The following is a 12,647-nucleotide window of genomic DNA, read 5'->3' as shown; positions in this document are numbered from 1 at the left end:
ATTTTTGCTATTTTGAGGAGCTGAAAAATTCATGACGAAGGAGATTATGGTAGATGTAAACAGGGATCAGATTCGTGTGGCTGTTCTGGAAGACAGGGAACTTGTAGAAATTTATGTGGAAAAAATAAATAATGAACGGGTGGTCGGCAATATTTACAAGGGGAAGGTGGCCAATATCCTTCCCGGCATGCAAGCCGCCTTTATAGATATAGGTCTGGGTAAAAACGCCTTTCTTTACGCAGGCGACATTAACTTAAACCTGGAATCATCCGGTCCTGAAGATGAGGAACTTATAGAAGGCTTAAAAAAGATATCCATCAAGGACATGTTAAAAGTAGGCCAGGATGTCCTGGTGCAGGTGGTAAAAGAACCAATCGGAACAAAAGGTGCAAGGGTTTCGACCAATATCACTATTCCGGGACGCTATCTTGTTCTGATGCCTACGGTGGATTATGTTGGCATATCAAGGCGTATAGAAAGAGAAGAGGAAAGAAACCGATTAAAAACCCTGGCCGAGAATATCAGGCCCGTTCATATGGGAGTTATAGTAAGAACCGTTGCAGAAGGCGTTGGCAAGGATGAGTTGGAAGCCGATATAGAGTTTTTAAAGAGGCAGTGGGATGACATAATCCAGAGGCAAAAAAAATGCACTTCTCCCAAATTAATTTATAAAGATATGAATCTGATAGCAAGAATCGTGAGGGACCTTTTTACTCCGGAAGTTAGCAAGTTCTACATAAATAGTTCGTATGAATACGAAAAGGTTCAGGAACTGGTATCGGTGCTTTCACCAGCTTTGAAGGACAGGGTAACCTTTTACAGAGGCCAGGAGGAAATTTTTGAATACTTTAATATCGAGCCGGAGATCGATAGGGCTCTCCAACGAAAAGTGTGGTTGCAGTGCGGTGGATATATAGTGATAGACAGGACGGAAGCTTTGACTGCAATAGATGTTAACACCGGCAAGTTTGTGGGAAGTGTGGACCTGGAGGACACGGTTTTAAAGACAAATCTTGAAGCTGCCCGGGAAATAGCAAGACAGCTGAGGCTTAGAGATATAGGCGGCATTATAGTAATTGATTTTATTGATATGACTTCTCAGGAACACCAGAAAATGGTGCTTTCAGCTCTGGCGGAAGAATTAAAAAAAGACAGGACCAGGGCGCATATTTTAGGGCTTACTCAGTTAGGTCTTGTGGAGATAACCCGAAAAAAGGTGCGCCAGAGCCTTGATGAGGTGCTGGAGAAAACATGTCCATACTGCGAAGGGAGAGGCAGGATTTTATCCGAAGAAACCGTTGCAAAGAAGGTGGAAAGAGAACTTGACAGGATATTTCGGGAGCGGAAGGGAGAGGCTGTTTTATTGGAAGTACATCCCTCGGTAGCCTCGGTAGTAATTGGAAGCGGTGGGAACCGTTTATCTCAAATGGAAAGCCGCTATGAAAAATTTATCTTTATAAAGGGCAATGACAGCCTTCATCCCGAAGAAATAAGGATTAAAGCAGTGGGAAGCAAGACAAAACTTGAAAACCTCGCCATGCCTGTGAGGGAAGGGCAGATACTGGATGTGGTCATAGACGAAGTACATGTTTCAAATCCCAATGACGGCATCGCAAGGGTCGACGGATATGTAATAGATGTGGAGGAAGGTGCAGACCTTCTGGGGGAAAAGGTCCGGGTGGAAGTATATAAAACCTTTCGAACCTATGCCAGGGCGAGGCTTATTTAGTACGACAGAGGCCCGAGGGACAGTCACAATTGAATTTTAAATGAGTCGAGGCTATTCCTCGGCTTTTTTTATTCAACATTATTTGTAACCATAATCATATCCTCCACATATTATGAATTAGGTAAAAAGGAAGGAGGAAATTTGACATGGCAGGTGGTTTCTTCGGAGGAAGAGGTGCTTTTGCTCTGTTTTTGATTTTGATACTTTTGTTTTTCAGTGACGACAAGTGAGTCATCGACCATGTAGAAAATATACGGTCCATTTTAACAAGGTTTCATTGGTAACCAGGAGTTCACTAAATGCATATATTATATTAGGCTAAAAACAAAGGAGGGTTTCTGTATGGCAGATGGTTTCTTTGGAGGAAGGATGGCATTTGCCCTGTTTCTGATATTGATTCTTCTGTTCTTCGGTGATGAATAAAATCCGAATAAAAGCGGAATCTCAATAAGGGAAGGGGGAGGAAAATGGGAGGGTTCAGCGGATTCGACAACAGAATGGCTTTTGCGTTATTCTTGATACTGATTCTCCTGTTCTTCTCTGATGACTAATAAAAAAACAAAATAACAGCCGTGCTTCAGGCACGGCTTAAATTTTTTCAGGTTTTTGTCTTATCTTCGCTTTTTTCACCGCTCTTTATTTCCGAAGATGAGCTTTCCCCCGGAGACAGGGTCTTTAAAAGGTTTAAAAGCATGGCGGGATTTATTTTTTTATCGGATGAACCGCTCCCCATTGAACCTAAAAGATTCATAGCCATTTCTTTTAAATCCGAATTGCCGGATTTGGAAAAAGATCCCATATCCAGCTTTAAATCCTGGGAATTCAGGAAGGTGATTATTCCTAGAAGATTGCTTAAAGCGAGCAAGCTCACCAGCTCGTTGATATTTTGTCCTCGCTTTCCATGAATGACATCCATTACCGTATTCAATAAATCGGCTCTCGGGTTGTTTTCATTTTCCGCCAATTATATCCCTCCAAACATTCCGGTGTCGGAAAACTTCTGCTTCAAATGATCCTTTACCTTTATAAGAGCCCTGCTAACTGCTTGAGTTGTCCCCTGTTCCAGGGATTTTTTTACCTCGGGGTCCATTTCTTCCATATAAAAATTGACATCTACTAGTTCTTCGAGACCGTTGAATGTAACAATGACCTTGCCATCTGAAGATTCCCCGGTAAAATGGGTGTTTCTCAGTTCGTCTTTCAAATGTTTTATTTCATCTTGAAACATCTTCACCATTTTTTCCATGTCACCCAGCATTTTTTAACGACACCTCCATAAATTCATTCAGTAAAGTATATGTGCTAAACATGCGAATGATGAACAAAAAATTAGGGCTAAAAGCCCTAAAAGTCATTTAGTGGTCGGCTTTGCTTCGGTTTTTTTGGGGTCTTGTGCTTCTTTAGAAACTGCGCCGTCGGAAAAGAATAGCAAAATCAGGACTAGAAAAAGCGCAAATACTGCCCTATTACTCATATCAGCACCTCCTGGAAAAATTAAGGTCATTTTTTATCTGCCAATACATTCAAAAGATTTTCTACATCATGAGATTTTGGCGAGGCGGTCTGCTCTTCAGAGCTATTTTTCTCTACCTTTTTAAGTGCCTTTTGGCTTTCGTAAGATTCATTCATTATTGTTAAAAACTCTGTAAGAGCGTCGTAATTTATTTTTTGCTGGGGGTCTTGTGGCTTGAAAATGTTCATGACCATAGTAAATGTATCTATGATCCCCTGGCCTTTGGAGCTCATAAAAGGCTTGATTGCCTTTAATAGCTGCATGTCGTCTTCCCCAAGAGTCAGTATCTTCACTTTCCTCCCTCCCGGTCCTTGCGTTTATTTATGTTTGTTTTTTTAAAAATACATGTATGGCCTGTGGAATTTATTAGCAATATCAAAATGAGAAAAAGGGTATAAGGATTAGGCCTGGGATTGGTTGGGGGGGTTTTTTTATTTTCTTCTTTACTCAAAGGATCCCCTCCTCAAATAGCGTTTCTAAAATATTATATGAAAAAAGGGTAATAAATGGTGCCGGAATAATGATTCAAAAATGTAGCAAACTAAAAATAAAATAGAATGCAAGGTGGTGTTATATGATGAAAACTGGGTTTTCAAAGCTTAAGATAATCTTTTTAATCATCCTAATCGTAGTAGGTGTTTTTATTTTTTATCGTCAAAATAGTTTGGAACAAGTGGCCCAGGCAAGGGCTCAAAGCTATGCCGTCTCTTCGTGGAACGGGGATTACATGCTCCTTGCACGGCTCGTATCGGGAGAGGCTAGAGGGGAGCCGTACCTGGGCCAGGTCGGTGTAGCGGCGGTGATTTTAAACCGTGCAAAACATCCTAAATTTCCTCCTACGGTGGCTGGTGTTATTTTTCAACCGGGCGCCTTTGAATCCGTAAGCAACGGTCAGATATGGGCGACCTATCCCAGCCGGAGCAACTTCAATGCTGCTCGGGATGCATTGAACGGGTGGGACCCCACCTATGGCAGCCTTTATTTTTGGAACCCCTATAAGTGGGTAAGTCCCTGGATTTGGACCCGCCGTATTGTGACACAAATAGGCAGGCATGTATTCGGAAGATAGTTTTATGGAGGGGATTTAAATTTGAAAAGGATATATTTATTGTTAATCGGCCTTTTGTTGATAGGAGGAATTGTCTTTGGCTTCTGGTCAGTATCAAACAGGGCTTATTCGGCGGAAAATGCCCTGGAAGCATCGTATCAGAGGGGTTTTTTTGATTTGATCGACCAGGTAAATAACCTTAACCTGCTTATTTCCAAAAGTCTTGTAACTTCTTCCGATGCCCAGAGGATAATGGCCTTTACAACCATATGGCACCAGGCGGAAGGAGCCAGGACCAGCCTTTCCCAGCTTCCGTTAGGGCAAAAAGACATGACCAACAGTCAAAAATTCTTTGCACAACTGGGAGATTTTTCTTACAGTCTTGCGAAAAAAATAGTTAATGGTGAAAAAATAACGCAGGATGAGTGGAAAAAGATAGAAGACTTTAAAAAATATTCCCAGGATTTAAATAAAAAACTCCGGGAACTCCAGGACGATGTGGCCTCAGGCAGGATAAAATGGGAAAATAAAGCTTTTGCCGCCGGAAGAATGAAAAAACTTCCCCAGGCCATGGCGGATAAGTTTGCGGTCATCGATCAGAAATTAAAGGACGAGGTTCCGACCATAACCTACGACGGGCCCTTTTCAGACCATGTGGAAAATATAAAACCCATGGGTCTAACCGGAACCACCATAACAGAATCCCGGGCAAAAGATATCGCAGTAAACTTCGTGGATAATCCGGACAAGGTCCGGTATGATATCAATGTCACCGGAAAGGCTAGGGGAAATATTCCCGCCTATAATGTTGAATTAACCAGGAAAGGTGGAAAAACCCCCGAAATAGTTATGGATGTCAGCGAAAAGGGAGGGCATGTAATTTGGTATTTGAATACGAGGGCAATTGGAACACAGAAAATTGATTTAAAAAAAGCCGTAGATCACGCCAGAGCTTTTTTAAATTCTAAAGGATATACCAATATGGAACCTACGGGGTCATTGAGTCAGGATGGTACCGTCACCATAACTTTTGTTCCCAAAGAAGGTGATGTGCTGCTATACCCCGACTTCATAAAGACCGAAGTGGCTCTGGACAACGGGCAAATAGTAGGTTTCGACGGTGTGGGTTATTTTACATTCCACAGGCCCAGGAATCTGCCCACTGTCAAACTTTCAAAACAAGATGTAATAAAGAGGTTAAATAAAAATCTAAAGGTTGACAGAATCAGGTTCACCCTTATTCCTGATCCTGCCCTTAAGGAAAAGTTATGTTATGAAGTGGACGCAAAGCTGAAGGATGAACGGTATTTCATTTATATAAACGCTGAAAATGGAACAGAGGAACAAATACTAAAGGTAGTAGAAACCGATAGGGGGACCATGACCATGTAAATAGCAACTAACTTCGGGAATATGAATATTCTATAATAGAGAAAAAAGGATAGGGAGGGGTCTTCATTGATACTGGCGGAAGACACTTTACATGATATGTTCATTATTTTTTTGGTTTTAATTCTTCTGATTATGGCTGAGTAATGTCACATTTTAAGAACTGTTCACATATATATAATATATAATAGAGATAAGAAATTTCATAAGATAAACGACATAGCTTCCTTTAGATTTTGAAGTTGAATTTATGAGTCTACATCGCTAGGGAAAAGAGGTGTGATGATATCACACCTCAATTTCCTAAAAATTTAAATTGTCGGCTACAATATCTGTAAAAATCGCAAAATCGAATCAAAAAAAAGGGGGTCTTGAAATGCTGGATTTTCGGGATTTAATGAAGGACTTGAGGGAACCAAGCAAGTCTTCGCTCATTTACACTTTATTAATGGCCAATATTTTGAGCCTTTCAATTTTTTTAGGTACAAACAGGAAAGAATTTCGAAATAAGATTCAGGAAGAAACAACAAATGTAAACATGGCCCTGGAAAACAAAGAAGAGGAAGCACTACATACTCTAGTTTCCAAAGTTTTAGAACCCAAAAACACGACGGATAAAGATGTAAAAGAAGCTGTAGAAGAAAGTGGGCATAAAACTTTCAGGAAATAGTTGAAGAAGGCATCGAACAGCAAACCTCATCCGAGGACCTAAAAGCGACCCCGCAAGAAAATGCATCAAAAGTAGAGTCTACATTAGAGCCAGAAGATAAGCGGCTTTCGGAAAACAAGAAAGAAAGGTTATCAACTTTGAAGAAGCGGCAAGAGAGATAAGAAGTAAAGAAACGACAAAAGAAAAGCCTAAAACCCTTGTATGGCACTTCCCTAAAGCGATTTCCAAAAACTAAACCTTTTGAACGGCGAACAATTGACATGGATTAATGCTTATGCTAAAATAGCATAGGTGGTTTTACCTTGCCACCCACCGCACGGGTCGGGTATATGACGGGAACAAGCCCCGGGAATACGGGTTTTGTTCCGGCCCGGAAATCCCGGCGAGATAGAAGGAGGGTGTTTTTATTTATGTATGCAATTATTGAGACCGGTGGAAAACAGTACAGAGTGTCCGAAGGCGATGTACTCCGGGTGGAAAAACTTGCTGTCGGCGAAGACGAAACCGTTGAATTTGATAAGGTACTGGTATTATCTAAAGATGATCAGCTCTCGGTAGGAAAACCATACCTTGAAAATGTCAGGGTAAAAGCCACGGTTTTAAGGCATGGCAAGGGAGAAAAGATTATCGTCTTCAAGTACAAGCCCAAGAAGAATTACCGCAGGAAACAGGGTCACCGCCAGCCGTTTACCGAAGTTAAAATTGAAAAAATAGAAGCTTAAAATGATAAAAGTTATAGTATTAAGGGATATCGGCGGAAAGTTTAAAAGCATTAAGGTATCAGGACACGCAGGATTTGCGGACTATGGAAAGGATATAGTCTGCGCAGGGGTATCGGCCCTCATTGAAACGTGTATCCTGGGGTTTGAAAACGTAGCTGGATTTAAACCGCGGGTTGTGAAGGAAGAAGGCTATTTATCGCTGGAAATTCCTGACAATATCCCGGATGATGCCCGGGAAAAAGCCGGTATTATTGCGGAAACTATATTACTGGGACTTAAAGACATGTCAGAATCCTACCCGGAATATGTTCAGGTGAAAACCAAAAAGGAGGTGCTATAGATGAATTTACAGCTTTTCGCTCATAAAAAAGGAATGGGTAGTACCCGTAACGGCCGTGACAGTGAGTCAAAACGCCTGGGAGTAAAAAGATTTGACGGGCAGTTTGTAAGTGCCGGCAGTATCCTGGTACGTCAGAGAGGTACCAGGGTTTATCCCGGAAAAAATGTGGGAATAGGGGTAGATCACACTCTTTTTGCTAAAGTTGATGGTTATGTAAAATTTGAGAAAAACGGTAAGGATAGAAAACAGGTTAGCGTATACGCAGAAATGTAAGCTCCTTAATAAGGAGCTTTTTTATTGTTAATTTTTAGCAGGAAATTGGGAAAAAATATAGAATAAACAAATAGCCTGTATTTTTTTATGAAAGGACTGGGTTCTTTGAAAAGGCCGTGGTCAATAATCTTGATTATGGGTGTTCAGGCATTGGTGACTATCCTGCTATCAACAATAGATGAATCGGAACTTATGGAGAGAATTGCCGGGGGGTTATGCATCCTGCTTTTTGGCGCAGGGTGTATGATTGTGTATAACCAGATGTATAAAAATCCAAATATGAAATGGTACAGGCTGCTCAAAGCTTTTCGGATCCAAAGACATGATTTCCATAACCACCTGCAGATTATATATACCATGATACAATTAAAAAAGTATGATAGAGTGCTGAATTACATAAACAATATTAAAAAGAATGATGAAGCTTTAAGCAGGATTTATACCCTTAAAGATCCTGAGCTAATATGCAGCTTGCTGGAAGTGGTTAACCTTCTCAGGCAATATGAGATTGATGTTTTAGTAGAGATAACGGATGATTTTGGTGCACGAAGGATGGTCACGGCAAATTTAACACAAATGGCGGAGAGATTTATACCAAAATTAAATGGAGTTGAAGGTCAAAAGCAGGTAAAAATAATATTAAACAAATCCAGAATAGAGCTGTGCTCCGAATCCCTTCATGAAAAAATAATTTCATGCTCTAAATCCATACCAGTTACAGGTTCCTATATATAATTTTAAAAAAAAGGGAATCCTTTTAAAGGAAAATCATAATATTTCTGGTATTAAAGAAAGGGGATACAATTTGTTTATAGACAGGGCCAAAATATACGTAAAAGGCGGCGATGGCGGAAATGGCGCGGTAGCTTTCCGGAGGGAAAAATATGTACCCCGAGGAGGTCCCAGCGGCGGCGACGGGGGAAAAGGTGGAGATGTGGTGCTTATGGTGGACTCAGGACTTTCCACCCTGATGGATTTCAAATATAAAGTTCACTACAAGGCTGAAAAAGGAGAACATGGCCAGGGGTCAAATAAAGTTGGCCGGAGTGCCGGGGACTTGATTATTAGAGTTCCGCCCGGAACAGTGGTCAAGGACCCAGAAACGGGGGATGTTCTGGCTGATCTTGTGGAAAATGGACAGACTTTTATAGCTGCCCGAGGAGGACGCGGGGGGCGAGGCAATGCAAGGTTTGCCTCATCGATTCACCGGGCCCCGGATTTTGCGGAAAAAGGTGAACCGGGTGAAGAGCGGTGGATTTTGTTGGAGTTAAAGCTCATTGCAGATGTAGGATTAATAGGTTTTCCAAATGCGGGCAAATCTACGCTTTTATCCAGGATGACTTCGGCCCGGCCCAAGATAGCCGATTATCCCTTTACCACTTTATCCCCTAATCTGGGAGTAGTGGATTTGGGCACCGGCGAAGGGAGAAGCTTTGTGGTGGCAGATATCCCCGGACTCATCGAAGGAGCCCATGAAGGCCTGGGACTTGGCCACGAGTTTTTAAGGCATGTAGAGCGGACACGGCTTCTGGTGCACGTGATAGATGCCGCCGGTTTGGAAAACGATCCTATTGAAGGTTTTCACGTAATAAACCGCGAGCTGAGGGAATACAGCCTTAAACTATCGCAAAAGCCCCAATTAATTGCTGCCAATAAGATGGACTTGCCTCAAGCCCGGGAAAATTATGAAAGGATTGAAGCTGCCTTTAAAAAAGAAGGGTTCGAGGTAATGCCCATTTCCGGAGCTACAGGGCAGGGTGTAAAGCAGCTTTTGTTAAGGATTCAGCAAATACTGAGCAAGATGCCTGAAACAGTGGAAACTGAAGAAATCAAAGAATATACAATCCGTGAGGAGGAACCCTTTAAAATAAGCAAAGGTGGTCAGGTTTTTTCAGTTTCCGGCAGTCTTGTGGAAAGACTTGTGGCTATGACAGACCTGGAAAATGAGTCTGCCGTAAAAAGGCTACAGAGGACTTTTAAAAAAATAGGGCTGGATGAAGCTCTTAAAAAAAAGGGTATAAAACAGGGTGATAGTGTAAAAATAGGCGATGTGGAATTTTATTATATAGAGTAAAAATTGAAAAATGTTCCTTCGAATGATATAATCTTTAAAAGTAAATGTTGGGGGAGGATTTAATTTGTCAAAACAGAATAGGGTAGGGATAATGGGGGGTACTTTTGACCCTATTCATTACGGCCATCTGGTAACAGCCGAAGCGGCAAGAACATATTTTAACCTGGATGAGGTGATTTTTACACCTGCGGGCAACCCACCTCATAAAAAGAATTATACCGTTACTCCTGCCGAGCACAGATACCTTATGACCGCTCTTGCCATAAATAGTAACCCTTTTTTCAAGGTATCCAGGGTGGAGATCGACCGGACAGGCTATACCTACACCATAGATACGCTGCGCTATTTTGCCCGGGAGTATGAAAAAGATACATCTCTTTTTTTTATCAGCGGTGCTGATGCCGTACTGGACATATTGACCTGGAAAGACGTGCAGGAAGTTTTGAATATGTGTACTTTTATTGCTGCCACCAGACCCGGATACCCTATGGAAAAACTGAAGCAAAAACTCCAGGAAATAAAAAAACTATATGGCAAGGAAGTTTATCCTATGGAAGTGACGGGAATGGATATTTCTTCAACGGAAATCAGGAGGAGGGTACGAGAAAAGCTTTCTATAAAATATCTTCTCCCTGAAAGTGTAGAGATGTATATTAAAAAACATGGAATTTACGGGTGATTTGAAATGATTTCCAGGGATGAAATAATTTTAAAGCTAAAAGCTGGTCTAAAGGAAAGCCGGTTTAAGCATTCTCTGGGAGTGATGGAAACATCTATAATTCTGGCCCGTCGTTACGGAGCGGACGTTAAAAAGGCTGGAATTGCCGGGCTTATACATGACTGTGCCAGGGATATACCAGCCGAATCTCAGTTGAAAATGGTTGAAAATTTTGGTATACTGTTAGATGATATTGAAAAACTTGAGCCTGCCTTAATTCACGGACCGTTGGGTGCTGCAATTGCAAGAAAAAATTTTGGTGTTGATGATGAAGAAATTCTTAATGCGGTAAGATTGCACACCACCGGGGATAAAAATATGACTTTGCTTGAAAAAATCATTTTTCTTTCGGATTATATAGAACCGGGCAGGTGTTTCCCCGGTGTCGAGGACCTGAGGGTTAAAGCTTTCAAAGACCTTGATGAAGCTATGATCTCTGCTTACGATTCAACCATAAAATATGTGACAGAAAGAGAAAGCCTTTTACATCCAAGGACTGTGTGTGCCAGAAACTTTATTCTTTTGCATAAAAGGAGAGAGGGGAAAGCATGAAAAAGTTTTTTAAATATACTCTAATAGCCGTATTATTCATAGTTTTATCGGTGGGCAGCGGCTTTTACTATGTATTTCACAGTTTAAACAAGCCGAATCCCGGCAATCCTAATAGCGGCAACTTGACAAATACCGACGAATTTGTGAAAGGCGGGAGGCTTAATATCCTATTATTGGGCCTCGATGCAGGGACCATCGGAGCTAGCGAGGAACATAACCGGCATAGGTCTGACACCATGATGGTTTTCAGCATTGACAGAGATAAAAAGGATATAAAGGTATTATCCATTCCCAGGGATACCAGAGTTAAAATTCCGGGAGTAGGCGTTGAGAAGATAAATGCGGCTATGGCTTTTGGCGGTCCGGACCTGGCTGTGAAGACCGTCAAGGATTTTCTAGGTATTCCCATCCATAACTACGTGGTTGTGAATTATAAAGGCTTTAAAGAAATAGTTGATGCCCTGGGTGGAGTCGAAATAAATATAGAAAAGCCCATGAAATATGATGACAATGCGGGCAATCTTCATATAGATTTAAAACCTGGCTTGCAGGTGTTGAACGGGGATAAAGCCGAACAGTTTGTGAGGTTCAGGCACTACCCCGGCGGTGACCTGGACAGGGTAAAAGCACAGCAAAAATTTATTGAGGCTGTGGGCAAGACGATATTAAAACCGTCGACTCTTTTAAAATTGCCCAAAATCATAAATACCGTCCAGGAAAATGTGGAGACTGATATAGGACCTCTTGAAATTGCGGGCCTGGCCAATTTTGCCAGACAGGTGGGCACGGACAATATAAAAACTTTTATATTGCCCGGTGAAGGTAAATATATCTCGGGTGTGAGTTATTTCATACCGTTTCAATCCCAGATGAACGATATGATTGACCAGATTTTTTTTGATGGTGGATATTCAAAAGTGGCAGTACTAAATGGCAATGGTTCTTCCGGTGTAGCTTCCAAAATAGCCAGGGAACTGGAACAAAAAGGGTTTAAGGTAGTCAGGGTGGCCAATGCAGATAGCTTTGACTATGAGACAACTACCATCATTTACCCGAAAGAAAAAAAAGATGATGCTGAAAAAATAGCCAAGATTTTTACAAACGCTGAAATGAAGGAAGAGCCTCAGCTTCAGGCAGGCCTGACTACGGTGATAGTTGGAAAAGATATAAATTGATGGAGGGAAATTGATGGCACGAGACCCTAAAGACTGTGCTTTGCTTGCTGCAAAAACTCTGGAAGATAAAAAGGGTCAGGATGTGGTGATACTAGACATAAGCAGGATTTCAATCTTGGCGGATTACTTTGTGATAGCTACAGGCAGGTCGCTTATCCATGTAAAGGCGCTAGCCGACGAGGTGGAGAAAAAACTCATAGAAGAAGGCTTTACCCTTCGCGGCAAAGAAGGATATGATGAAGCACGATGGGTTTTGCTGGATTTTATGATATAATAGTTCATATTTTCTATGGTCCCGACAGGGAGTATTACATGCTGGAACGCCTCTGGGCCGACGCCCCCAGGGTGGAACCGGCGGTTCAGGGCGGATAGATTTCTTTTAAAATATGAAAATTATACTACCTGATGTTTAAAATCTATTTTTAGGCTAAATATCGGTTGCGA

General features: G+C 41.6%; 16 protein-coding genes and 1 pseudogene. 13 read left to right on the top strand and 4 right to left on the bottom strand.

The genetic code is table 11. The annotated features are described in order from the left end of the window. The first annotated feature begins 31 nt into the window (after positions 1–31). Positions 32–1,729 carry an Rne/Rng family ribonuclease gene (locus D2962_RS10440; RefSeq protein ID WP_120768950.1) on the top strand — a complete coding sequence of 566 codons (1,698 nt, stop codon included), beginning with the start codon at positions 32–34 and terminating at the stop codon, positions 1,727–1,729. Positions 1,730–2,327: 598 nt separating this feature from the next. Here D2962_RS10440 and D2962_RS10435 read toward each other — a convergent pair. From D2962_RS10435 to D2962_RS10425, 4 genes are all read right to left on the bottom strand, one after another. Continuing rightward, positions 2,328–2,693, bottom strand: coding sequence for a hypothetical protein (locus D2962_RS10435; protein WP_245984598.1), 366 nt, complete (start codon positions 2,691–2,693; stop codon positions 2,328–2,330). Then, complete coding sequence (locus D2962_RS10430) at positions 2,694–2,987, bottom strand: YbaB/EbfC family nucleoid-associated protein (protein ID WP_120768948.1); 294 nt, start codon at positions 2,985–2,987, stop codon at positions 2,694–2,696. It abuts the gene before it with no gap. A gap of 93 nt (positions 2,988–3,080) precedes the next feature. After that, positions 3,081–3,203, bottom strand: coding sequence for a hypothetical protein (locus D2962_RS19255; protein WP_281273653.1), 123 nt, complete (start codon positions 3,201–3,203; stop codon positions 3,081–3,083). A 26-nt stretch (positions 3,204–3,229) separates the two neighbouring features. Further along, complete coding sequence (locus D2962_RS10425) at positions 3,230–3,535, bottom strand: hypothetical protein (RefSeq protein ID WP_120769007.1); 306 nt, start codon at positions 3,533–3,535, stop codon at positions 3,230–3,232. A 281-nt stretch (positions 3,536–3,816) separates the two neighbouring features. Here D2962_RS10425 and D2962_RS10420 point away from each other — a divergent pair, with 281 nt between their 5' ends. From D2962_RS10420 to rsfS, 12 genes and pseudogenes are all read left to right on the top strand, one after another. Further along, positions 3,817–4,311, top strand: coding sequence for a cell wall hydrolase (locus tag D2962_RS10420; protein ID WP_120769005.1), 495 nt, complete (start codon positions 3,817–3,819; stop codon positions 4,309–4,311). Between the two features lie 21 nt (positions 4,312–4,332). Continuing rightward, positions 4,333–5,682, top strand: coding sequence for a germination protein YpeB (ypeB, locus tag D2962_RS10415; RefSeq protein WP_122014940.1), 1,350 nt, complete (start codon positions 4,333–4,335; stop codon positions 5,680–5,682). A 373-nt stretch (positions 5,683–6,055) separates the two neighbouring features. Next, a complete protein-coding gene (locus D2962_RS10410) occupies positions 6,056–6,349 on the top strand; it encodes a hypothetical protein (RefSeq protein ID WP_122014939.1) in 294 nt (97 codons plus the stop codon). Between the two features lie 410 nt (positions 6,350–6,759). Further along, positions 6,760–7,071: a 50S ribosomal protein L21 gene (gene rplU, locus D2962_RS10405; protein WP_120768999.1), complete on the top strand. Its 312-nt coding sequence runs from the start codon at positions 6,760–6,762 to the stop codon at positions 7,069–7,071. A 1-nt stretch (position 7,072) separates the two neighbouring features. Continuing rightward, on the top strand, positions 7,073–7,411 hold the full coding sequence (locus tag D2962_RS10400) for a ribosomal-processing cysteine protease Prp (RefSeq protein ID WP_122014938.1): 339 nt from the start codon (positions 7,073–7,075) through the stop codon (positions 7,409–7,411). Further along, positions 7,412–7,684: a 50S ribosomal protein L27 gene (gene rpmA / locus D2962_RS10395; protein WP_120768994.1), complete on the top strand. Its 273-nt coding sequence runs from the start codon at positions 7,412–7,414 to the stop codon at positions 7,682–7,684. 153 nt (positions 7,685–7,837) lie between these two features. After that, the gene (locus tag D2962_RS10390; protein ID WP_245985067.1) at positions 7,838–8,419 is read left to right on the top strand and encodes a Spo0B domain-containing protein; all 582 of its coding nucleotides are present in this window, start codon (positions 7,838–7,840) and stop codon (positions 8,417–8,419) included. A 70-nt stretch (positions 8,420–8,489) separates the two neighbouring features. Then, entirely contained in the window at positions 8,490–9,758 is a 1,269-nt protein-coding gene (gene obgE, locus D2962_RS10385; protein ID WP_122014936.1) for a GTPase ObgE, read from the top strand. A 64-nt stretch (positions 9,759–9,822) separates the two neighbouring features. Then, the gene (gene nadD, locus D2962_RS10380) at positions 9,823–10,437 is read left to right on the top strand and encodes a nicotinate-nucleotide adenylyltransferase (protein WP_120767860.1); all 615 of its coding nucleotides are present in this window, start codon (positions 9,823–9,825) and stop codon (positions 10,435–10,437) included. Between the two features lie 6 nt (positions 10,438–10,443). After that, a complete protein-coding gene (gene yqeK, locus D2962_RS10375; RefSeq protein ID WP_174232502.1) occupies positions 10,444–11,028 on the top strand; it encodes a bis(5'-nucleosyl)-tetraphosphatase (symmetrical) YqeK in 585 nt (194 codons plus the stop codon). Next, positions 11,025–12,203 carry an LCP family protein gene (locus D2962_RS10370; protein ID WP_122014935.1) on the top strand — a complete coding sequence of 393 codons (1,179 nt, stop codon included), beginning with the start codon at positions 11,025–11,027 and terminating at the stop codon, positions 12,201–12,203. The genes yqeK and D2962_RS10370 overlap by 4 nt, the downstream gene beginning before the upstream one ends. 13 nt (positions 12,204–12,216) lie before the next feature. Then, positions 12,217–12,575, top strand: a pseudogene (rsfS, locus tag D2962_RS10365) (ribosome silencing factor). The last annotated feature ends 72 nt before the right edge of the window (positions 12,576–12,647 follow it).

Origin of the sequence: Biomaibacter acetigenes, from assembly GCF_003691585.1 — a bacterium.
GTDB classification, from domain to species: domain Bacteria; phylum Bacillota; class Thermosediminibacteria; order Thermosediminibacterales; family Tepidanaerobacteraceae; genus Biomaibacter; species Biomaibacter acetigenes.
The sequence above is the reverse complement of the archived record's forward strand: the minus strand, read 5'-3'. Positions and strand labels throughout refer to the sequence as shown.

Excerpts from the sequence above, each read along its gene's own strand:
- D2962_RS10370 (WP_122014935.1), top strand. The coding sequence starts at position 11,025 with ATGAAAAAGTTTTTTAAATATACTCTAATAGCCGTATTATTCATAGTT.
- D2962_RS10440 (WP_120768950.1), top strand. The coding sequence starts at position 32 with ATGACGAAGGAGATTATGGTAGATGTAAACAGGGATCAGATTCGTGTG.
- D2962_RS10430 (WP_120768948.1), bottom strand. The coding sequence starts at position 2,987 with ATGCTGGGTGACATGGAAAAAATGGTGAAGATGTTTCAAGATGAAATA.
- D2962_RS10400 (WP_122014938.1), top strand. The coding sequence starts at position 7,073 with ATGATAAAAGTTATAGTATTAAGGGATATCGGCGGAAAGTTTAAAAGC.
- D2962_RS19255 (WP_281273653.1), bottom strand. The coding sequence starts at position 3,203 with ATGAGTAATAGGGCAGTATTTGCGCTTTTTCTAGTCCTGATTTTGCTA.
- rpmA (WP_120768994.1), top strand. The coding sequence starts at position 7,412 with ATGAATTTACAGCTTTTCGCTCATAAAAAAGGAATGGGTAGTACCCGT.
- yqeK (WP_174232502.1), top strand. The coding sequence starts at position 10,444 with ATGATTTCCAGGGATGAAATAATTTTAAAGCTAAAAGCTGGTCTAAAG.
- D2962_RS10410 (WP_122014939.1), top strand. The coding sequence starts at position 6,056 with ATGCTGGATTTTCGGGATTTAATGAAGGACTTGAGGGAACCAAGCAAG.
- D2962_RS10420 (WP_120769005.1), top strand. The coding sequence starts at position 3,817 with ATGATGAAAACTGGGTTTTCAAAGCTTAAGATAATCTTTTTAATCATC.
- rplU (WP_120768999.1), top strand. The coding sequence starts at position 6,760 with ATGTATGCAATTATTGAGACCGGTGGAAAACAGTACAGAGTGTCCGAA.